This is a genomic window from Azospirillum sp. TSO22-1, assembly GCF_003116015.1.
Classification (GTDB): domain Bacteria; phylum Pseudomonadota; class Alphaproteobacteria; order Azospirillales; family Azospirillaceae; genus Azospirillum.
In genome coordinates this window covers 13,917-34,182 of sequence record NZ_LGQZ01000066.1, presented here as the reverse complement: position 1 = coordinate 34,182, position 20,266 = coordinate 13,917, and the positions used below count along the sequence as shown (strand labels likewise).

Here is a 20,266-nt window from a genome sequence, read left to right as displayed (position 1 = left end):
AAGGACCCTGGCACTGCCCCTCCCCCTCCCGCCGCAACGCGGCGGGCCCCTCCCTCTCCCGGGGCGGGAGAGGGGTTATGAGAACGGGTTGTCCACGTTGTCCGTCGCCTGTGGCGGCGGGATCCGGTCGGGCAGGGCCTTGTCCGCCTCCAGCGCCGTCACCACGCGGTCCAGCAGGTCGCGCAGGGCACGGGCGTTCTGCAGGCCGTCCTTGTCGCGCGTCAGGTCGAGGCTGCCGTACAGCGACACGCGGTCGGTGCGGTTCTCCACCGTCAGGCCGGCGATGCCGACGGAGTCGCTCTCGTTGGCGTAGGGCTTGATCGTCTTCATCGGCAACCTTCCTATCGTCTCTCGCCGACCTGCGGCCGGCGGCGTTGCGGCTCCGGATCGGGCAGGGGCATGGCGACGTCCTTGACGGACGGGGGCAGGGCCGGGAACACGTCGATCCCGGTCAGGTCCCGCAGCTGGCTGATCGACAGCGCCGTCCAGTCGTCCCCCGCGGCGTTCGGCACGAGATAGGCGCCGGCCTGCCCGGTCACCGGATCGTACAGCGCCTTGAAGACGTGCGTCGGGATCAGCACGCGGCTGTTCAGCCGTTCGATCCGGTCGCCGCGGTAGACTGGCCCGCTGACCACGTAGAGATCGCCCTGCCGGCGGGCCAGCGCGCGCGCCACCGCCTCGATGTCGCTCCACAGGTCGCGGTTGCTCTCCGGATTCTGCGGAATCATGTTGGCGAGGCTGAACGACTCGTTCTGCTGCTTGGGGTCCGGCATGTCGCCCACGGGCGCCATGTGGCCGCGGTCGAAGCCGGAGCGGGCGTAGTCCGACAGCTCGGCGCGCTCGTCGCGCGGCAGGTTCGGGTCGGCGTGGAACGTGCCCTGCCGCTTGATCGCGTCGGTCGCGACGATGCGCTCGCGGGTCAGCCGCTCGGCGGCGTAGAGCGGCGTGCGGGTGACGCCGGAGTGCAGCACGGCGTACCCGCCGTAGCAGAGCGCCCGCGTCTTGGCGGCGAGGCGCTGGTTGAGCAGGTCGGGCGCATCACCCCCGGCGAAGTGCTGCGGGCAGGCGCTGGGAGCGGCCAGCGCGGCGGCCGAGGCGGCCAGCAGCGCGGCGGCGAACGCGAGGATGCGAAGCATGGCGGCACCGGAATGGCTTCGGTGCCGCTATCAACACAGGCTGCGGGCGGTGGTTCACCGTGCGCCCGCGCACTACCCAATATCGTCATCCCCGCGAAGGCGGGGATCCATAATTCCCAAAGCGAATGCCTGTGGAACGTATGGATCCCCGCTTTCGCGGGGATGACGGTCAGAGAAAGCGGATGAGGGGGATGACGGCGTTACCCGAACCGCCCGGTGATGTACTCCGCCGTCTTCTCGTTGGACGGGTTGGTGAAGATGGTCTCGGTCTCGCCGTACTCGACCAGCTCGCCCAGGTACATGAAGGCGGTGAAGTCGGAGACGCGCGCCGCCTGCTGCATGTTGTGCGTCACGATGGCGATGCAGTAGTCGGACTTCAGCTCGTCCACCAGCTCCTCGCACTTGGCGGTGGAGATCGGGTCGAGCGCCGAGGTCGGCTCGTCGAGCAGCAGCACCGACGGCTTCACCGCGATGGCGCGGGCGATGCACAGGCGCTGCTGCTGGCCGCCGGAGAGGCTGAGGCCGCTCTGGCGAAGCTTGTCCTTCACCTCGTCCCACAGGGCGGCGCGGCGCAGCGAGAACTCGACGCGCTCGTCCATCTCGTCGCCGGACAGCTTCTCGTACAGCTTCACGCCGAAGGCGATGTTGTCGTAGATCGACATCGGGAACGGCGTCGGCTTCTGGAACACCATGCCGACGCGGGCGCGCAGCAGGTTCAGGTCCTGCTTGGCCGAAAGGATGTTGTCGCCGTCCAGCAGCACCTCGCCCTCGGCCCGCTGCTTCGGGTAGAGGTCGTAGATGCGGTTGAGGATGCGCAGCAGCGTGGACTTGCCGCAGCCCGACGGGCCGATGAACGCCGTCACCCGGCGGTCGTAGAGCGGCAGGTTGATGTTCTTCAGCGCCCGGAAGCCGTCGTAGTAGAAGTTCAGGTCGCGGATCGTGATCTTCTCGGCCAGCCCGGCGCCGGCCACGGCCCCGTTGCCGGTCGGCTGGCGGCGAACCTCGGTGCGGATGTCCATCGTGCGGCTTGCGTCGGCCATGGTCACTTGCTCTTCGTGCTGAGGGCCGCGAAGGTGCGGGCACCGATGTTGAGGATCAGGATCGCCAGCGTGATCATCAGCGCGCCGCCCCAGGCGAGCCGCTGCCACTCCTCGTAGGGCGACATGGCGTACTGGAAGATGACCACCGGCAGGTTCGCCATCGGGGCGTTCATGTCGGTGCTCCAGAACTGGTTGTTCAGCGCGGTGAACAGCAGCGGCGCGGTCTCGCCGCTGATGCGCGCGATGGCCAGCAGCACACCGGTGATCATGCCGTTGCGCGCGGCGCGGTAGGCGACCATGGTCACCACCTTCCACTGCGGCGCGCCCAGCGCCGCCGCAGCCTCGCGCAGGCTGTTGGGCACCAGCTTCAGCATGTCCTCGGTGGTGCGCACCACCACCGGGATGACGATCACCGCCAGCGCCACGGCCCCCGCCCAGGCCGAGAAGTGGCCCATGCGGATCACCAGCACCTCGTAGATGAACAGGCCGACGATGATCGACGGCGCGCTCAGCAGGATGTCGTTGATGAAGCGGATCGCCTCGGCCAGCTTGTTGGTCTTGCCGAACTCGGCCAGCCAGGTGCCGGCCAGGATGCCGATCGGCGTGCCGAGCATGGTGGCCAGCGAGGTCATCACCACGGTGCCGAAGATGGCGTTGAGCAGGCCGCCCTCGGCGCCGGGCGGCGGCGTCATCTGCGTGACTAGCCCGAAGCTGAGGCTGCCCAGGCCGTTCCACAGCAGGGTCCACAGGATGGCCACCAGCCAGAACAGGCCGAGCCCGGCGGCGCCCAGCGCCAGCGTCAGGGCGGCGCCGTTGACCAGCCGGCGGCGGCGGTAGATGCCGAAGTCGATGCTGTGCACCGCGGTGGCGGAGGCTTGCGTCATGGCGGTCAGGTCCCGGCGTTGCGCTGCAGGCGCAGCAGCATCAGTTTGGCCAGCGTCAGCACGATGAAGGTGATGACGAACAGGATCAGGCCCAGCGCCACCAGCGACGAGGTGTAGACGTCGCCCACCGCCTCGGTGAACTCGTTGGCGATGGCGGCGGAGATGGTGGTGCCCGGGGCGAGGATCGAGGAGGCGATGCGGTGCGAGTTGCCGATCACGAAGGTGACCGCCATGGTCTCGCCCAGCGCCCGGCCCAGGCCCAGCATCAGGCCGCCCACCACGCCGACGCGGGTGTAGGGCAGCACGACGCGCCAGACCACCTCCCAGGTGGTGGCGCCCAGGCCGTAGGCGGATTCCTTCAGCATCGGCGGCACCGTCTCGAACACGTCGCGGGTGATCGAGGTGATGAACGGCAGCACCATGATGCCCAGGATGATGCCGGCGGTCAGGATGCCGATGCCGTAGGGCGGGCCCATGAAGATGTCTTCCAGGAACGGCAGCTGGCCCAGCGTGCCGATTAGGAACGGCTGCACCGTGCTCTGCATGAACGGCGCGAAGACGAACAGGCCCCAGATGCCGTAGATGATCGACGGGATGCCGGCGAGCAGCTCGATGGCGACGCCCAGCGGACGCTTCAGCCACACCGGGCAGACCTCGGTGAGGAAGATGGCGATGCCGAAGCTGACCGGGACGCCGACGGCCATGGCGATCAGCGAGGTGATCAGCGTGCCGTAGATCGGCGCCAGCGCGCCGAACTTCTCGGTGACGGGGTTCCACACCTCGGTGGCGACGAAGCCCAGCCCGAACGCCTTGAGCGCGGGGATGGAGCCCTCCACCAGCGCGATGATGACGCCGCCCAGCAGCGTCAGCACGACCAGGGCGAAGAACAGGGTGGAGAGGCGGAACGCGGCGTCCTGCAGACGCTGGCGCTGGCCGTGGCTGGTGGCGAGGGAAGTCCGGTCGGACACGACGGCGATTTCAGTCATGGTGGCTCCAACGGCCGTGGGGAGGACCGGCGGACCGAACCTCCCCACTGCTCAGGCTGGACGTATCACTTGGTGGCGGCGGCCGTCCAGACCGGCTTGTCGCCGGCCTTGATCTGATCCGCCCAGGTCTTGCGGATCATCTGCACCACATTGTCCGGCATCGGGACGTAGTCCAGGTCGGAGGCCAGCTTGCCGCCGTCCTTGAAGGCCCAGTCGAAGAACTTCAGAGCCTCGGTGGCGGTGGCCGGATCCTGCGGCGCCTTGTGCATCAGGATGAAGCTGGCGCCGGTGATCGGCCAGCTCTCCGCACCCGGCTCGTCGGTCAGGATGACGTAGTAGCCCTTGGCATTGGCCCAGTCGGCGTTCGCCGCGGCGGCCTGGAAGGCCTGGATGGTCGGCATCACCACGTTGCCGTCCTTGTTCTTCAGGGCGGCGTACGGGATGTTGTTCTGCTTGGCGTAGGCGTACTCGACGTAGCCGATGGCGCCTTCGGTCTGCTTGACCATGTTGGCGACGCCCTCGTTGCCCTTGGCGCCGATGCCGGCCGGCCACTGGACCGAGGTGTTGGCGCCGATCTGCGTGCCGAACTTCGGGCTGGCCTTCGACAGGTAGTCGGTGAACAGGAAGTTGGTGCCCGACCCGTCGGAACGGTACACCGGCGCGATGGCGGTGTTCGGCAGGTTGACGCCGGGGTTCAGCGCCTTGATCTGGTCATCGTTCCACTTCTTGACCTCGCCGAGGTAGATGTTGCCGAGCACGGTGCCGCTCAGCTTGATCTCGCCCGACTTGAGGCCCTTGAGGTTGATGACCGGCACCACGCCGCCCATGATCTGCGGCCACTGCACCAGGCCGGCCTCGTCCAGTTCCTGCGGCTTGAGCGGCATGTCGGAGGCGCCGAAGGTGACCGTCTTCGCCTTGATCTGCTTGATGCCGCCGCCCGAGCCGATGGACTGGTAGTTCAGTCCGACGTCGGTCTGCTTCTTGTAGGCGTCGGCCCACTTCGAATAGATCGGGTAGGGGAAGGTCGCGCCGGCGCCGGAAATGTCGGCCGCCTGAGCCGCGACGGAGGCCCCGCTGAACGCCACGGCAGCGCACAACCCGAGCGCGGCGTGGCGGAGGGTCGTCTTGGTGAGGATGGTCACGATCTCGTCTCCCGTGTGTGGGTCCGGCGCGTCTGTGGACGGCGGCTCGGACGGGGCGGACCTTAGCGGCGCTGTGAGTCCTGTATGTTGCAGTTGTGTTGCGGTTTTGTGAATTGTGCCCCCTTTCTGCCTCATGGGAGATCTGTCTCCTCGCCGTTTGAGCTACGCCGAATTGGGGATAGGATCGCGGGTGCCGGACGGGGGTCCGGCGGCTTTCGGGGGAAGTGGTTTCCATGAATCGGTGGACGACGATCGCGTGCCTCGGCCTTGCCGGCCTTGGCTTTCTGTCCGGGAGCGCCGGGGCGGCGGCGGTGGAGGAGCTTGGGCCGGAAGGGCAGTGGCTGGCCGACTGCACCGTCGACCGCATGACCGACACGCGCAACTGCCGGGTGTTGGTCTACCGCCTGCTCGGCGACCCGTCGGGCAACGCGCGCGTCGCGGCGATCAGCGTGGTGCCGGTCGGCAAGGACTACGAGCTGTTCCTGACCATCGACAAGGGCGTGGTGGAGCGTTGCGCGCTGCGCGTCGACCGCCAGCCGCGCATCGAATCGTCGGTGTCGACGATCAACGTCTGCGTGTTCCCGAACTTCGCCGCCGACAAGATGGGCGAGAGCTTCCGCGGCGGCACGACGGTGCTGACGCGCTACACCTTCAAGGACGGCAGCCAGCAGGACCTCGACTTCCCGCTCAAGGGCTTCAAGCAGGCCTTCGAGGAGATGACGCGGAGCCTGAAGTAGGCCTCAATCCTCGCCCGCCGCGCCGCTCACCACGGCGCGGTGCTTGAGGGTCTCGCGGTGCAGGATGTAGCAGCCGCTCGCCACCACCACGGCGGCACCGGCGACGACGTGCAGGTCCGGCACCTCGTACCACAGCGTCCAGCCGAACAGCGCCGCCCACACGATGGAGGCATAGTTGAACGGCGCGATCACCGCCGCCGGGGCCAGCGTGTAGGCGCGCGTCATGAACAGCTGCGCCGTGCCGCCGACCAGCCCGGTCGCCACCAGCAGCGCGAAGCCCCAGAGGTCCGGCGTCCGCCACGCGAAAGGCAGCGTCAGCGCGGACAGCAGCGTCGTCGTCAGCGTGAAGTAGAAGACGATGGAGTTGGCGGTCTCGCTGGTGCTGAGCTGGCGGATCGCGATCATCGCGAAGGACTGCGCCAGCGCCGCGCCCAGCGCCACGATGGCGCCGAGGTTCAGCATGTCGGGGCTCGGCCGCACGATGATCAGCACGCCGACGAAGCCGACCGCCACCGCGCTCCAGCGGTGGACGCCCACCTGCTCGGACAGCAGCGGCACCGACAGCGCGGTGAGGAACAGCGGCGCCGCGAAGTTCAGCGCCACCGCGTCGGCCAGCGGCAGCAGGTGGAACGACCAGAACATCAGCGTCATCGACGTGAGGCCGACGCACGAGCGCCAGAGGTGCCCCATCGGCCGGGCCGTCCGGATGCTGCCGAAGCCACCCTGCGCCATCACCGTCGCCCACACCGGCAGCAGCGCGAAGGCGTTGCGGAAGAAGGTGACCTGGGTCAGCGGATAGTCCTCCGCCGTCACCTTCACCAGCACATTGAGGATGGAAAACAGGAACACCGCGACCAGCATCATCAGGATGCCGCGCGGTGCGTTATCGACCCGCTGGACGATGGGGGGAACCGAGGAATGGTCGGGCATGCCGCGGATGCTAACAAACAATCGCGGCCGGAACCGCATGCCGTGTCCGAATGGCCGCGTTGCAGACGGTTCGCAGACTTATCGGCCCTGAAACCCTATCGGCCCAGCAGCGCGCCGAACGGCAGGCGGTAGGTGAAGCCGACCACGTTGTTGGCGTCCGTCCTGCCGTCGGTCGCCGGGCCGCCGGTGATGCGGCTGTAGCCCAGCGTCACCCGCGAGCGGTTCTCGAACTGGTAGTTCAACTCGACCTGCGAGCGGAACTCCAGCGGGGTGCGGGTGTCGCGCGGCGAGTTGCTGACGTAGCCGGCGCCGACGCTGGGCGTGAAGGTGAAGGACCCCACCGGCACGTCGAGCAGCACGCCGCCGCGACTGGTCATCGTGCCGTCCGGCTGCGTCGAGCCGGCGACCCAGGGCTTCAGCGCCGCATACGGCTCCAGCCCCGGCAGCGGGGCGGCGCCCAGGCGGTACTTGGTGTGCAGCTCGCCGATGCGCTCCGACCGGTCGGTCGGCACGGCGTTGGAGAAGGCGAGCGACCCGAGCCGCCAGTTCGGCACGCTGTCCCCGGCCGCCGGCGCCTCCTCGGCGCGCGCCGGCCCGAGGGCGCTCATGCAGCCCAGGGCGACCACAGCAATGGCAAAACGGCAGCGCACCACGGCACGCCTCCCATGATCCCGAACCGGAACCCTATTTGGGGTCTGGCCCTATTTGGGTTCCGGTATGACCACAGCATGACCGAAAAATGTTTCCACATCGTCAATAGGGATTCGCCCCCCTTAATTGCAAGGGGGCAAAGCCGCTACCCCGTCGTGGCGGCGGCGCCGTGCCCGCTGTGGTACGATGCTCGGGATGGACGCCAGCGCCGACCAGACCGACACCATCGCCTTCCTCGGCGACCCGCGCAGCCACGGCGGCCGGGCGGTGGAGCGCATCGACACCCACGCCGCCCTGATCTTCCTGGCCGGCCCCAGGGCGTACAAGCTGAAGCGCGCGGTGCGCCTTCCCTATCTGGATTTCTCGACGGCGGAGAAGCGCCGCGCCGCCTGCGAGGCCGAGCTGGCGCTCAACCGCCGCACCGCGCCTGATCTTTACGAAAGCGTCGAGGCGGTGGTGCGCCGCGCCGACGGGCGGCTGGCGCTCGGCGGGGCGGGGGAGGCGCTGGACTGGGTGGTGGTGATGCGGCGCTTCGATTCGGACCAGCTGTTCGACCGGCTCGCCGACCGCGGCGCGCTGACGCCCGACCTGATGCGCCGCCTGGCGGAGGTGGTGGCCGCCTTCCATGCCAAGGCGGTGCGGCGCCCGGACGGCGGCGGGGCGGCGGCCATGCGCGCCGTGGTGTCCGGGAACCTGAAGGAGTTGCGCCAGCGTCCCGATCTCTTCCCGCCGGAGCGGGTCGCCCGCCTAGCCGAGGGTTCGGAGGCGGCGCTGGCGCGGCATGCGGCCCTTTTGGACGCGCGGGCGCGGGACGGGCTGGTGCGGCACTGCCACGGCGACCTGCACCTGCGCAACATCGTGCTGCACGACGGCAGGCCGACGCTGTTCGACTGCATCGAGTTTGACGACTCCTTCGCCGTCATCGACGTGCTGTACGACCTCGCCTTCCTGCTGATGGACCTCGACCACCGCGGCCTGCGCCCGCTTGGCAACGCGGTGTTCAACCGCACCCTGGAGATCACCGGCGACCTGGAGGGGCTGGCGCTGCTGCCGCTGTTCCTGGCGACGCGGGCGGCGGTGCGCGCCAAGATCGACGCCACGGCCGCCGCCGTGCAGCCCGACCCGGCGACGGCCCGGGCGCTGGAGGCGGAGGCCGTCGCCTACCTAGGGCAGGCGGTGGCCGCGCTGGAGCCGCCGCATCCGCTGCTGGTGGCGGTCGGCGGGCTGTCGGGCACCGGCAAGACGACGCTGGCGCGCGGCCTTGCCCCCGGGCTCGGGGCCGCGCCGGGCGCGCTCATCCTGCGCAGCGACGCGTTGCGCAAGCACCTGATGCAGGTGGACGAGACGGTGCGCCTGCCGGCCGACGCCTATACGCCCGCGGCGACGCAGCGCGTCTACGCCGAGTTGGCGCGCCGCGCCGGCGTGGCGCTGGCGGCCGGACACGCCGTGCTGGCCGACGCCGTCTACTCCCGTCCCGAGGAGCGCGCCGCCATCGAGGCGGCGGCCCGTCGGGCCGGCACCGCCTTCCAGGGGCTGTGGCTGGAGGCGGCATTGCCGGCGCGAGTCGACCGGGTGGACGCGCGCAGCGGCGACGCGTCGGACGCCACGGCCGCGGTGGTGCGGGCGCAGCAGGGCTACGACACCGGAGACATCACCTGGGCGCGGCTCGACACGGACGGCGATCCCGCCGCGGTGCTGCATGCGGCGAAGGGGATGCTGGGTTAACGCATTCGGGACGGGCGCGCGGCAACGGCTTGGAGTATCATGGGCGGTGACCGGCGCCCGCGCTTGCACCGTGCACCACGGGTGTTCCGGAAGGAAGACGGGCCGTGGAACGGCCGCGGAGGCGAAGATGTCGATCAAGTCCATTCTGGTGCCGGTGGCCGGCTCCGAGTCCGATCCCGTGGCCCTGTCGGCGGCGATCGCCGTCGCCCGCCTGTTCGACGCGCACGTCGACAGCCTGTTCGTGAAGCTCGACCCGCGCGACGCGGTGCCGATGCTGGGCGAGGGCATGTCCGGCGCCATGGTCGATGAGATCATGCGCGCCGCCGAGAACGAGTCGGACAGCCACCTGACCGCCGCCCGCCGCCATTTCGAAGCGGTGCTGCACCGCGAGCAGGTCGACCTGCGCGAAGGGCCGTCTGCGGTCGGCGGCGTCTCCGCCCGCTGGCGCGAGGTGGTCGGCCGTGCCGAGGAGGTGGTGGCGCTGGAAGGCCGCTTCGCCGACCTGCTGGTGTTCGCCCACACCGAGATCGACCGCGACGCGCAGGCCTACGCCACGCTGGAGACGGCGCTGCTCAGCGCGGCCCGCCCGCTGCTGCTGGCGCCGCAGGCCGGTCTGGGACGCATCGGCAAGAGCATCGCGCTGGCCTGGAACGGCAGCGCCGAATCGGCCCGTGCGGTGGCCGGCGCCATGCCCTTCCTTCGCCGGGCCGACACCGTCTACGTCCTGACCGCCGAGACCTCGTCGACCCAGGCTGCGACCGGTCGTCGCATCGCCGAATATCTAGCTTGGCACGACGTTAACTGTCAGTTAACCATTGTCAAGCCGGGATCGGAGCCGGTCGGCCATATGCTCACCAGCAAGACGGCCGAACTGGGCGCCGACCTCCTGGTAATGGGTGGGTACGGGCACAGCCGCATGCGGGAGCTGATCCTGGGTGGTGTAACCCGGTACGTACTCGGCCACGCCGGCCTGCCGGTGCTGATGGCCCATTGAACCGACGCGCGGCACGGACACGCCCTCCACGCCGGACGGTCTTTGGCCCTCCAGGTACGGCTCACGATCCCTAGGGAAGGAGCCGCCCCATGCTGACGATCGAGGACTGCATCGCGCTGAGCGATCTGACCGAGCGCGAGATCGACGCCATTGCCGAGCACGAGCACGTGCCGGAGATGGTGGCGGTCGAACTGGGTTGCTGTCTGGTCCACTGCGCGGATGGCCAGCGCCGCATCGCCGCCTTCATCCGCGACGACATCGACCGGGCGCGCCGCCACGGCAACGCCCGGCACGTCGCCGAGCTGACCTCGGTCCTGCGCGACTTCGTGGCGCACCACGAAGGCGTTTACGGGGCCTGGAACCTCGGGGCCTGACGGGACATTATTCTCTTCAGGGAGGGTGAACGGGGGCGCTGCGCGGCGCTCCCGTCCGTGTCTCCGATCCCCTGAGCCCCTCTGAGCGAGGACCCCGCCGTGGCGCTGAAGAAGATCCGTCTGGAACTGGCCCGCACCCGCGAGCACCCCGAGGGCAGCAGCGAACACGGCTACGAGTTCGTGGCGCCGCTCGACGCCGAGGGGCACTTCGACGTGGACGAGTGGCGCGCCAGTCGCGACAAGTGCTTGGTGCACCGCTTCTGGCGCGGCGAGGACGACCAGCACGGCGCGCTCATCCACCGCGGCCAGCGCTGGGCCTTCCATTACGAGGAGGGCGACGACGAGGACGAGGAGCCGATCTTCCGCTTCGACCGCCACACCTTCGTGCAGGGCGAATACGTCACCATCACCGAGCACGACGGCGAGCCGCGGACCTTCCGCATCGCCAATGTGAAGTAGCGTTTCCCGTGGATACAGAAAACGCCGTCCCGCTCATGGCGGCGACGGCGTGCGTTGGCTGGGCGCCGGGGCCTCGTTCCGTGGGCCCTGGGCGGAGGTGGACGGTCAGGCGGCGAGGCGCTCCTGCCGGGCGCGCAGGCGGCGGCGCATCTGCTCCATAAGGAGCTGGACATGCTCGCGGTCGATGCCGTCGCGGTTCATCACGGCCACGACGATCGGGTCGTCCAGGATCTCCGACAGACTCGGGTCCTTACCAAACTCCATCGTTTCCTCCTCCCTATCGGCCGACCGCTATGACGGGCGGCGCATTTGCCAAAGGAAACTCGGCGGCACAGTATTTCCCAAGGTTAGTCGATGGGGAAACTCTCTGTCATTACCGCTTTGGTCGGCTCGCCTTCAGGATAAACGACCTTCGGCCAAGATTCTGCGTGCGGTGCAGCAATCGTTCCCAGTCAATGACATAGAGAAGTTGGTGCGTTGCACCATCGTCCTGGCGGAAGGTCATAGGCTGGCCGAGGCTGGAGATTCGATGGGGTTACACCCCTTCGGGGTGCCCCCTGAATACGGTGACGCCGGCAATTGCGCCGGTGCTCCGGTCGGCCAGCTCAACCTCGACGCGCGCGCTGCCGACCTCCGGTTGCTTGAGGCACAGCGAGGCCGCCCGCTCCGCCAGTTCCTCGGCGCCCGACGGGCGCGCGTCGGCGCACAGGCGGCGCAGGTCCTGGACGATGGGTTCGTAGGACATCACGGCGGCGATGTCGTCCGGGAAGTTGGGGCCGGGGTGGGTGACGGTGAGGCGGACGTTGAAGTGCGCCGGCCGCTGCGTCTCTTCGCCGCGCAGCAGGACGGGGGCGCTGAAGTCGCGCAGGAAGATGGTGTAGGTGGGGGCCACGCCGCCGGGGGCGGGGCGTCGCGGGGTCTCGTCGGTCACGGTTCGGATCTCCCGGACGGGGCGGCGTCCGGCCGCCCGCATCGTCGCTGATGCCGGAGTATAGCCGATGCCGGCCGGAAAGCCACGGCCCAGGAAACCAAGACCGGGGACGGGGCGCCCCGCCCTGGCCGAAAGGCGGCGGGAGGGATACGATCCTTGGTGGGGCGGATCTCCCTCCGACGGATAGTGGATACCCCCTTGGCCGGGTTGCGCGCTCTGCCCGACGAAGGCAGCATGACCTGCAAAAAATCAGGCACCGAACAACAGCCATTCGGGAGAACGCCCAATGACGACGCACCCGGGGACTCCGGTCCCGGATATTGTGTGCAATGCAACACCCGTATTCACCGGCCGCGGTTTCATCGAGACCTTCGAAGCGGTGGGTGATCCGGGGTTGCTGCACCAGAAGAACGCGCTGGCCGGCTGGATCGCGCTGATCGCCGAGGATCGCGGACTTGGCGCCGAGGAGATCGCGCCGATCGCCGAGATCGACCGTGAACTGGCCGCCGCCATCCTCGGCGGCACCGTGATGGGCGTGCCGCTGTCGGTCCTCGACCGGACGCTGCGCACCCTGGAGAACCGCCCGCACTGACGCCCGGGGTCAGCCCAGACGCACCACGGTGTCCGCCCCCGGTACCTCGGCCAGCAGCTCCGCGATGGTGCGGCCGAGCACCGGGTGGCGGACCTCCGCCGCCACGTCGGCGAGCGGGCGCAGCACGAAGGCGCGCTCGGCCATGCGCGGGTGCGGTATCTCCAGCGCCGCGGCCCTCGACACCGCGTCGCCGTACAGCAGGATGTCCAGGTCCACCTCGCGCGGCCCGAAGCGCACGCCGCCGTCGCGCCGGCCCAGCGCCGCCTCGATGCCCTTGAGGTGCGCCAGCAGCGGTTCGGGCGCCAAATCCGTTTCGCCGCGCACCGCCATGTTGAGGAAGGCCGGCTGGTCGGTGACGTACATCGGCGCCGTCTCGTAGACGGCCGAGCGGGCAGTGACCGCCACCGCTGGGGCGAGCCTCGCGATGGCCGCCTCCAGGTTGGCCAGCCGGTCGCCGAGATTGCTGCCGAGGGCGATGCAGACGGTGGTCATGCGGGAATCACGTCCGTGCGGGCGAAGTCGTCTCCCTTGAACAGCAGCGGCAGGCCGCTGGTCTTGGAGAGGGCGTAGGCGATGCAGTCACCGAAATTGAGCTTGGCGGGGTGACGACGGCCCTTGCCAAACCGACGCCAGGCCTCGCGTGCCATGGCAAGCTGGACGGCATCGAACGGGATCAACGTGATGGCGGCTTCCTCGATGAAGCGGTCCACGTCTTCCACTCCTTGCGCGCCCAATCGTGCTTCGATGACCATGGTCAGTTCAGGCACGGCGGCCGTGGACATCAGCCGGCAATCTGCCCCGGCAATGAGTTCCGCAAATCGCGCCATATCGGGTTCGTCGAGGAGAATGGCGGCAACCGCCGACGTATCGATGATCATCAGGTCGGCAACCCGTTCTCGTCGTAACCCAGGATCTCGTCGGGACTGCGCGGGTCCAGCACCGGGAGCGACGCACAATGTTTGCCGATCTCGATGAGTCGATCCCGCACCCTCTTCTGCTCGGGCGTCAGCGTCGGGGTGCGTTCCAGCCGCTCCTGCATCGCCTTTACGACCGCCTCGTCGATGGACTCGCCGCGGCGGGACGCCAATTCGTGCGCCAGCCGCTCCGCTTCCGGGTTGTTGATGATCAGGGTCATGGGTGCGCGTCCTCTGCCGGGGCCGCATCCTAACATGGTGTCCGCCCCGCCGCGACGGCCAGCCCAACCCCCTTCCGGCGGCGCGTGGAGGTGGTATGGTGCGGCGGAAGCAGCATCGTGCGGAGGAAGGGCATGCGGATCGTGGTGCGCGCGGCGGGGATGGCCGCCCTGATCGGGCTGGCGGCGTGCGCCGGCAACAGCAAGGACGCGGACCTCGCCGAACGGGCGCAGACGCAACTGGTCGGCCTGCCGAAGGCGGCGCTGCTGTCCTGCGCCGGCGTGCCGTCCCGGCAGGCGGTGGTGAACGGCGCCGAGTACTACACCTATTCCGCCCGGCCCGTGGTCGATACCGACAGCACCGGTATCGCCGGCATCCCCGGCACGGGCGTGGGGTTGAGCGGCGGCACGGCCGATGGAATCGGCCTCAGCCTCGGCATTGGCGGTCCGCTGGCCGCCAGCCGCACGCCGCAGGGCTGCGACGCCACCTTCGTCCTGCGCGGCGGCACCGTGCAGCAGGTCAGCTATCCCATGGGCGCCAGCATCGCCGACTGCGGCGCGCTGGTCAGCAACTGCATGGCGCGCTGAGCGGCCTTCTCCGGCCGGAGGGGTGGGCGGATGACCGGAACGGCCTAGTTTTCCGCGGGAATGGAAAACGATAGCTTGGCCGGGAGGAAGGAGACGACCGCATGGACATGACCGGTTCCCACCGCATCGAGGCGCCACGCGACAAGGTGTGGGCGGCGCTCAACGACCCGGACGTGCTGCGCCAGTGCATCCCCGGCTGCGAGGAGGTGCAGAAGATCTCCGACACCGAGCTGACCGCCAAGGTGCACGCCAAGGTCGGGCCGGTCAGCGCGCGCTTTGCCGGCAAGGTCACGCTGTCCGACCTCGACCCGCCCAAGGGATACACCATCACTGGCGAGGGCTCGGGCGGCGCCGCCGGCTTCGGCAAGGGCGGCGCCACCGTCCGGCTGGAGGAGGACGGCGCGGCGACGCTGCTGAACTACGAGGCGCACGCGCAGGTCGGTGGCAAGCTGGCGCAGATCGGCTCGCGCCTCGTGGACGGCACGGCGCGCAAGATGGCCGACGACTTCTTCACCCGCTTCGCCGCCATGGTCGGCGGCCCGTCCGCCGCGGCACCCGAGTCCGCCGCGGCTCCCGCGCCCGCGGCGGCGGAGTCGGCGGCCACGCCGGTGCGGATCACGCCGCCGGAGATTCCGCTGCCGCTGCCGGCCGTGCGCATGGGCGGATTTTATGTGCCCTGGCTGGCGCTGGGCTTGGCGATCGTCCTGTTCGCCCTACTCTTGGGTGGGCATTAATCCCTAGGGATGAAAGCGCCGGTCTGGGCTGTTCGTTGGGGTTGGCAGTTCGCCGAATCTGTGTATTCTCCCCCGCGATCCCCACCGGCCAGATCCGGTCAACCAACGAAGGGAACGTACCAAATGATCAAGAAGCTGATGATGGGTGCCGCCATCGCCCTGGGCATGACCGCCGCCGCCGGCGCCGCGCAGGCTGCCGGTGACGCCGCCGCTGGCAAGGACGTGTTCAAGGAGTGCATGGCCTGCCACACCGTCGAGGCTGGCAAGAACAAGGTCGGTCCGTCGCTCGCCGGCGTCGTCGGTCGCAAGGCCGGCTCGATCGACGGCTTCAAGTACTCGAAGCCGATGCAGGAGAAGGCCGCCGCCGGCTTCGCCTGGACCGCGGACAACCTGAAGGCCTACGTCCAGGCCCCGAAGGAGATCGTCCCGGGCGGCACGATGGCCTACGCCGGCCTGAAGAACGTGCCGAAGTACAAGGCCGACGCCGACAAGGCCGCCGACGACCTGATCGCCTTCCTGGCCGAGCAGAAGTAAGCGCGACCGTTCGTCGCAGCGAACGGGCCGGAGGGGAGACCCTCCGGCCCGCTTCTTTTTCAGCCCGCCTTATTTCAGCCCACTGCCTCCAGGCTCTTGGTCGCGACCTCGAAGACGTCGGGCGACAGGCCGGGCTGGGCGGCGATGCGCTTCAGCTCGGCGCGCATCAGCGCCTGCCGGCCGGTGTCGTAGCGGCGCAGGCGCGAGAACGGGCCCATCAGCCGCGCCGCCACCTGCGGGTTCATCGGGTCGAGCGTCAGCACCTGATCGGCCAGGAAGCGGTAGCCGGCACCCCCCGCCTCATGGAAGCGCACCGGGTTGCCGCCGGCGAAGGCGCCGATCAGCGCATAGACCTTGTTCGGGTTGCGGATCTCGAACGCCGGGTGGTCGAGCAGGCGGGTGACGTCCTTCAGCGCGTCCGGCCGGCTGGCCGTCGCCTGCACGCCGAACCACTTGTCCACCACCAGCGGCTCGCCCTTCCAGCGCCCGTAGAAGGAGGCCAGCGCCTCCTCGCGCTCCGCCGTGCCGGAGGACGCCAGCAGGCCGAGCGCGGCGACCGCGTCGGTCATCGCGTGCGCGCCGTGGAACTGGCCGACGCACAGGCCGACCGCCTCCGCGTCCTCCAGCGCCATCAGGTAAGCGAGGCAGAGGTTCTTCAGCGCCCGGCGGCCGATGGCGGCGGCGTCCACCGAGAACGGCTCGTTGCCGGCGTTGGCGCGGTAGCCGGCCAGCCACTTCGGGCGCAGCGCCGAGGCCAGCCGCTTGCGGGCGAACTCGCGGGCGGTGTGGATGGCGTCCGGATCGATCACCGGCATCTGCGTGCCGAGGTAGGATTCGGTCGGCAGCACCAGCGCCTGCGCGGCGAAGGCGGGGTCGGTCGGGGCGTCGTCCAGCACCTTTTCCACCGCCCGGACGAAGCCGTCGGGCAGGGCGAGGTCGCGGCCGGCCTGGGCGTCGGCGACCAGCGTCAGCAGGATGCGGGTGCCCAGCGTCTGCCCGGCCTCCCAGCGGTTGAAGGCGTCGCTGTCGTGCGCCATCAGGAAGGTCAGGTCCCCGTCCGAGAGGTCGGTCTTCAGCGTCACCGGCGCCGAGAAGCCGCGCAGCAGCGACGGCACCGGCCGGGCGGGGACGCCCTCGAACGCGAACACCTGCTCGCCGTCCTTGACGTGCAGCACGCGCGACGTGCCCGCCGGCTGGTCCTCGCCCGTCAGCCGCAGCGGAAGGTCCTGGCCGTCCGGGCCCAGCAGGCCCATGGCCAGCGGGATGTGCATGGGCAGCTTGGTCGGCTGGCCCGGAGTCGGCGGCACCGTCTGGCGCACCGTCAGGCGGTAGGTCTGCGCGGCAGCGTCGTAGGCGCCCGACGCCTCCAGCACCGGCGTGCCGGCCTGCCGGTACCACAGCTTGAAGTGGCTGAGATCGACGCCGCTGGCGTCCTGCATCGCGGCGGCGAAGTCGTCGCAGGTCACCGCCTGCCCGTCGTGCCGCTGGAAGTAGAGGTCCATCCCCTTGCGGAAGCCCTCCTTGTCCAGCAGCGTGTGCATCATGCGGATGACTTCCGAGCCCTTGTCGTAGACGGTGGGCGTGTAGAAGTTGTTGATCTCCACGTAGGTGTCCGGGCGCACCGGGTGCGCCATGGCGCCGGAATCCTCGGGGAACTGCACGGTGCGCAGGCGCTGCACGTCGGCGATGCGCTTGACCGGGCGGGAGTTCATGTCGCTCGAGAATTCCTGGTCGCGGAAGACGGTCAGCCCCTCCTTCAGCGACAGCTGGAACCAGTCGCGGCAGGTGACGCGGTTGCCGGTCCAGTTGTGGAAGTACTCGTGCGCTACCACGGCTTCGATCCCCAGGAAATCCTGGTCGGTGGCGGTCTCCGGCTTCGCCAGGATGTACTTGGTGTTGAAGACGTTGAGCGATTTGTTCTCCATCGCCCCCATGTTGAAGTCCGACACGGCGACGATGTTGAAGATGTCCAGGTCGTACTCCAGCCCGAACACCTCCTCGTCCCAGGCCATGGACTTCTTCAGCGAGGCCATGGCGTGGCCGACCTTGTCCTCGTTGCCGGGCTCGACGTAGATGCGGAGCGTGACGTCGCGGCCGGACGCGGTGCGGAAGCGGTCCTCGGCGTGGCGCAGGTTGCCGGCCACCAGGGCGAACAGGTAGCTGGGCTTGGGGAACGGATCCTCCCAGCGCGCCCAGTGGCGGCCGCCGGACGCGTCGCCGTCGGCCATCAGATTGCCGTTGGACAGCAGCACCGGATAACGCGCCTTGTCCGCCTCGATGGTGGTGGTGTAGCGCGCCATCGCGTCGGGGCGGTCGATGAACCAGGTGATGCGCCGGAAGCCCTCCGCCTCGCACTGCGTGCAGAAGTTGCCGGACGATTTGTAGAGACCCTGGAGCGCCGTGTTCTCCTGCGGCTTGATGCGGACCACCGTTTCCAGCGTGAAGGTCTCCGGCACGCGCGGGATGGTCAGGCGGGCCTCGTCCACCGTGTAGCACTCGGTCGTCAGCGGCTTGCCGTTCAGCCTGATCGAGACCAGTTCCAGCCGCTCGCCGTCCAGCGTCAGGGCGGGGTGTTCGCCGTCGTTGCCGAAGAGATCGTCGCGCGCCGGGTTGCGGCGGACGGCCAGCGTGGCGCGCACCGTCGTCACGTCCTCGCGCAGGTCGAAGTGCAGGTCCACCGTGTCGATGAGGTGCGCGGGCGGCCGGTAGTCCTTGAGGTGGATGGCCTTCGGCGTAACCTTCGCGATGCCTTTGTCCATGACGGTGTCTCTGCTCCCGTTTCGGCTGGGTTCTCGTTACGTGTGGCGTCGTGCGCCGGCGTCAACCCGGTCAAGCGGCCGATGGCCCGTTCCCTCGAACAGCGCCCGGTCGCGCGCCAGCCCGTTCCCCACCACGTCGAGGAAGGCGCGCACGCGCGCGGTGCGCTTGAGGTCCTGGTGGGTGACCAGCCACAGCTCGCGCGTCAGCGCCGGGATCGGGGCGAAGACGCGCTCCAGCCCCGGTTCGGCGTCGCCCAGGAAGCAGGGCAGCACCGCCAGCCCCAGGCCGGCGGCGCAGGCCGTCGCCTGGTTCAGCGTGCTGTTGGCGCGATAGACCACCGCGGTGTCCGGCGCCAGCGCGCGCAGCCACTCCGCCGCCTTCAGCGGTGGCGAGCCGGCGTCCCAGCCGACCAGCGCGTGGTCGGCCAGATCCTCCGGTGCCGCTGGGCTGCCGGCGCGGTCCAGGTAGGCGGGGGCGCCGTACACCGTCCAGGCGACATCGGCCAGCTTGCGGCCGTACAGGTCGCCCTCCGCCGGGCGGGTGGCGCGGAGCGCAATGTCGCTCTCCCGGCGCGACAGGGCGAGCGTGCGGTTGTCGACGATCACCTCCAGCGTGATGCCCGGATGCGCGGCCCGGAACGCCGCGAGATGGCGGACCAGCGGCCGGTGCGCCAGCGATTCCGAGGCGGTGACCCGCAGGTGCCCGCACAGCCGCTCGTCACGGCCGGTGAGGCTGCGGGCCAGCGACAGCACCTCCTCCTCCATGCGCTCGGCCGTACCCACCATGTCCTCGCCCGCCGGGGTGGCGCGGTAGCCGCCGGGCAGCCGCTCGAACAGCCGGACGCCCAGCGACTCCTCCAGCGCGTTCAGCCGGCGGAACACGGTGGACTGGTTGACCCCCAGCGTTCCCGCCGCCCCGCCGATGCCGCCGGCGCGCGCCACCGCCAGCACGATGCGCAGATCGTCCCAATCCAGCATGGTCCGTCTCTTTGCAGAAACGCAAATTCAATGCGCAATCTTGCTCGTAGTAACGGCGTTGGCGCAAGAGCAAAGTCGGCGCATCACGAACCCCGACAAGGACGGACACCATGATCGAGACCATCGACCGCACCGCGCTGAAAGCTCTGCTCGACGGCCGCGCGCCTGTGCGTCTGGCCGAGGCGCTGCCGCCCCGCTACCACGCCGAGGCGCACCTGCCCGGCGCGGTGAACCTGCCGCACGACCAGGTGGCGCAGCTCGCCCCGACGCTGTTGCCGGACATGGCGGCGGAGATCGTCGTCTACTGCGCCTCGGCGACCTGCCGGAATTCCGACATCGCGGCGCAGCACCTGCAGCGGCTCGGCTACGGCCGCGTGCGCGTCTACCGCGGCGGCAAGCAGGACTGGATCGATGCCGGCCTGCCGGTCGAGACCGGCGCCGCCCAGGCCGCGTGAGGGGAGGGCGGGACGATGAGCGACTCCGATTACGGCGCGCTGCTGCTGCGGCTCGGCCTCGGCGTGATGTACGTGGCGCACGCCGGACTGAAGGTCTTCACCTTCACCCTGGCCGGCACCGCGGCGTTCTTCGAGAGCGCCGGCTATCCCGGCTGGATGGTCTACCCGGTGGTGGCCGGGGAGGCGGTGGGCGGGATGCTGCTGCTGCTCGGCGTGCAGGCGCGCTGGGTGGCGCTGGGGCTGGTGCCGGTGCTGCTCGGCGCACTGGCCGTGCACCTGGGCAACGGCTGGGTGTTCACCGCCCCGAACGGCGGCTGGGAGTACCCGGCTTTCCTGATCCTCGCCTCGCTGGTTCAGGCGCTGATCGGTGACGGGGCGCACGCGCTCGTACCAAGTTGGTGGCCGATGACGGGGCGCGTGGTGAGGGTGTGACCCTTTCGCGTTGGCCCCCCTCCTGATCTCCCCCATCTTCGGCGGGGGAGGGATGGGGGTGGGGCTCGGCGCA

General features: G+C 69.5%; 26 protein-coding genes. 11 read left to right on the top strand and 15 right to left on the bottom strand.

Going from position 1 to position 20,266, the window contains the following annotated elements; translation table 11 throughout:
* Positions 1-75 precede the first annotated feature (75 nt).
* The 6 genes from TSO221_RS17600 to pstS all read right to left on the bottom strand — a co-directional run bounded on the left by TSO221_RS17600 (position 76) and on the right by pstS (position 5,188).
* A complete protein-coding gene (locus TSO221_RS17600; protein ID WP_109119815.1) occupies positions 76-330 on the bottom strand; it encodes a hypothetical protein in 255 nt (84 codons plus the stop codon).
* Positions 331-341: 11 nt separating this feature from the next.
* Positions 342-1,136, bottom strand: coding sequence for a DNA/RNA non-specific endonuclease (locus TSO221_RS17595; protein ID WP_109119814.1), 795 nt, complete (start codon positions 1,134-1,136; stop codon positions 342-344).
* 200 nt (positions 1,137-1,336) lie between these two features.
* On the bottom strand, positions 1,337-2,155 hold the full coding sequence (pstB, locus tag TSO221_RS17590; RefSeq protein WP_109119822.1) for a phosphate ABC transporter ATP-binding protein PstB: 819 nt from the start codon (positions 2,153-2,155) through the stop codon (positions 1,337-1,339).
* A gap of 23 nt (positions 2,156-2,178) precedes the next feature.
* A complete protein-coding gene (gene pstA, locus TSO221_RS17585) occupies positions 2,179-3,060 on the bottom strand; it encodes a phosphate ABC transporter permease PstA (RefSeq protein ID WP_109119813.1) in 882 nt (293 codons plus the stop codon).
* Between the two features lie 5 nt (positions 3,061-3,065).
* On the bottom strand, positions 3,066-4,046 hold the full coding sequence (gene pstC / locus TSO221_RS17580; RefSeq protein WP_109119812.1) for a phosphate ABC transporter permease subunit PstC: 981 nt from the start codon (positions 4,044-4,046) through the stop codon (positions 3,066-3,068).
* 65 nt (positions 4,047-4,111) lie between these two features.
* Positions 4,112-5,188, bottom strand: coding sequence for a phosphate ABC transporter substrate-binding protein PstS (pstS, locus tag TSO221_RS17575; protein ID WP_247878108.1), 1,077 nt, complete (start codon positions 5,186-5,188; stop codon positions 4,112-4,114).
* A gap of 233 nt (positions 5,189-5,421) precedes the next feature.
* Between pstS and TSO221_RS17570 the strand changes: the two genes are divergently transcribed.
* Positions 5,422-5,925, top strand: a complete 504-nt coding sequence (locus TSO221_RS17570) for an invasion associated locus B family protein (protein ID WP_109119810.1) — start codon at positions 5,422-5,424, stop codon at positions 5,923-5,925.
* Positions 5,926-5,928: 3 nt separating this feature from the next.
* Here the strand turns inward: TSO221_RS17570 and TSO221_RS17565 are convergent, their stop codons facing one another.
* Positions 5,929-6,855, bottom strand: coding sequence for a DMT family transporter (locus TSO221_RS17565; RefSeq protein ID WP_247878107.1), 927 nt, complete (start codon positions 6,853-6,855; stop codon positions 5,929-5,931).
* 95 nt (positions 6,856-6,950) lie between these two features.
* A complete protein-coding gene (locus tag TSO221_RS17560) occupies positions 6,951-7,508 on the bottom strand; it encodes an acyloxyacyl hydrolase (RefSeq protein WP_247878106.1) in 558 nt (185 codons plus the stop codon).
* A 193-nt stretch (positions 7,509-7,701) separates the two neighbouring features.
* Between TSO221_RS17560 and TSO221_RS17555 the strand changes: the two genes are divergently transcribed.
* From TSO221_RS17555 to TSO221_RS17540, 4 genes are all read left to right on the top strand, one after another.
* Entirely contained in the window at positions 7,702-9,231 is a 1,530-nt protein-coding gene (locus TSO221_RS17555) for a bifunctional aminoglycoside phosphotransferase/ATP-binding protein (protein WP_109119809.1), read from the top strand.
* Between the two features lie 127 nt (positions 9,232-9,358).
* Positions 9,359-10,225 carry a universal stress protein gene (locus TSO221_RS17550; protein ID WP_109119808.1) on the top strand — a complete coding sequence of 289 codons (867 nt, stop codon included), beginning with the start codon at positions 9,359-9,361 and terminating at the stop codon, positions 10,223-10,225.
* Between the two features lie 89 nt (positions 10,226-10,314).
* A complete protein-coding gene (locus TSO221_RS17545) occupies positions 10,315-10,599 on the top strand; it encodes a hypothetical protein (RefSeq protein ID WP_109119807.1) in 285 nt (94 codons plus the stop codon).
* Between the two features lie 99 nt (positions 10,600-10,698).
* Entirely contained in the window at positions 10,699-11,058 is a 360-nt protein-coding gene (locus TSO221_RS17540; RefSeq protein ID WP_109119806.1) for a hypothetical protein, read from the top strand.
* A 105-nt stretch (positions 11,059-11,163) separates the two neighbouring features.
* Here the strand turns inward: TSO221_RS17540 and TSO221_RS35990 are convergent, their stop codons facing one another.
* Together TSO221_RS35990 and TSO221_RS17535 are read right to left on the bottom strand one after the other, a co-directional pair.
* Positions 11,164-11,322: a hypothetical protein gene (locus TSO221_RS35990; RefSeq protein ID WP_199229517.1), complete on the bottom strand. Its 159-nt coding sequence runs from the start codon at positions 11,320-11,322 to the stop codon at positions 11,164-11,166.
* A gap of 271 nt (positions 11,323-11,593) precedes the next feature.
* Complete coding sequence (locus TSO221_RS17535) at positions 11,594-11,989, bottom strand: hypothetical protein (protein WP_247878105.1); 396 nt, start codon at positions 11,987-11,989, stop codon at positions 11,594-11,596.
* Positions 11,990-12,275: 286 nt separating this feature from the next.
* Between TSO221_RS17535 and TSO221_RS36450 the strand changes: the two genes are divergently transcribed.
* Positions 12,276-12,581, top strand: a complete 306-nt coding sequence (locus TSO221_RS36450; protein ID WP_247878104.1) for a hypothetical protein — start codon at positions 12,276-12,278, stop codon at positions 12,579-12,581.
* Between the two features lie 9 nt (positions 12,582-12,590).
* On the opposite strand, the gene folK is transcribed toward TSO221_RS36450, so the two are convergent.
* The 3 genes from folK to TSO221_RS17515 are packed head-to-tail and all read right to left on the bottom strand — an operon-like array spanning position 12,591 to position 13,716.
* Complete coding sequence (gene folK, locus TSO221_RS17525; RefSeq protein WP_109119805.1) at positions 12,591-13,073, bottom strand: 2-amino-4-hydroxy-6-hydroxymethyldihydropteridine diphosphokinase; 483 nt, start codon at positions 13,071-13,073, stop codon at positions 12,591-12,593.
* Positions 13,070-13,459 carry a type II toxin-antitoxin system VapC family toxin gene (locus TSO221_RS17520; protein ID WP_109119804.1) on the bottom strand — a complete coding sequence of 130 codons (390 nt, stop codon included), beginning with the start codon at positions 13,457-13,459 and terminating at the stop codon, positions 13,070-13,072. The genes folK and TSO221_RS17520 overlap by 4 nt, the downstream gene beginning before the upstream one ends.
* On the bottom strand, positions 13,459-13,716 hold the full coding sequence (locus TSO221_RS17515; protein ID WP_109119803.1) for a type II toxin-antitoxin system VapB family antitoxin: 258 nt from the start codon (positions 13,714-13,716) through the stop codon (positions 13,459-13,461). Before TSO221_RS17515 ends, TSO221_RS17520 begins: the two co-directional genes overlap by 1 nt.
* 132 nt (positions 13,717-13,848) lie before the next feature.
* Here TSO221_RS17515 and TSO221_RS17510 point away from each other — a divergent pair, with 132 nt between their 5' ends.
* The 3 genes from TSO221_RS17510 (at position 13,849) to TSO221_RS17500 (ending at position 15,569) form a co-directional block, all read left to right on the top strand.
* Complete coding sequence (locus tag TSO221_RS17510) at positions 13,849-14,301, top strand: hypothetical protein (RefSeq protein WP_109119802.1); 453 nt, start codon at positions 13,849-13,851, stop codon at positions 14,299-14,301.
* Positions 14,302-14,402: 101 nt separating this feature from the next.
* The gene (locus tag TSO221_RS17505) at positions 14,403-15,035 is read left to right on the top strand and encodes a carbon monoxide dehydrogenase subunit G (RefSeq protein WP_109119801.1); all 633 of its coding nucleotides are present in this window, start codon (positions 14,403-14,405) and stop codon (positions 15,033-15,035) included.
* Between the two features lie 123 nt (positions 15,036-15,158).
* Positions 15,159-15,569 (top strand): c-type cytochrome, encoded by a 411-nt coding sequence (locus TSO221_RS17500; RefSeq protein ID WP_199229516.1) that lies wholly within the window; start codon positions 15,159-15,161, stop codon positions 15,567-15,569.
* 74 nt (positions 15,570-15,643) lie between these two features.
* Here the strand turns inward: TSO221_RS17500 and pepN are convergent, their stop codons facing one another.
* Entirely contained in the window at positions 15,644-18,328 is a 2,685-nt protein-coding gene (gene pepN / locus TSO221_RS17495; RefSeq protein ID WP_109119800.1) for an aminopeptidase N, read from the bottom strand.
* Positions 18,329-18,364: 36 nt separating this feature from the next.
* Entirely contained in the window at positions 18,365-19,306 is a 942-nt protein-coding gene (locus TSO221_RS17490) for a LysR family transcriptional regulator (RefSeq protein WP_109119799.1), read from the bottom strand.
* Positions 19,307-19,416: 110 nt separating this feature from the next.
* On the opposite strand from TSO221_RS17490, the gene TSO221_RS17485 reads away from it, so the two are divergent.
* Complete coding sequence (locus tag TSO221_RS17485) at positions 19,417-19,761, top strand: rhodanese-like domain-containing protein (RefSeq protein ID WP_109119798.1); 345 nt, start codon at positions 19,417-19,419, stop codon at positions 19,759-19,761.
* A gap of 15 nt (positions 19,762-19,776) precedes the next feature.
* Positions 19,777-20,193, top strand: coding sequence for a DoxX family protein (locus TSO221_RS17480; RefSeq protein ID WP_109119797.1), 417 nt, complete (start codon positions 19,777-19,779; stop codon positions 20,191-20,193).
* Positions 20,194-20,266 lie beyond the last annotated feature (73 nt).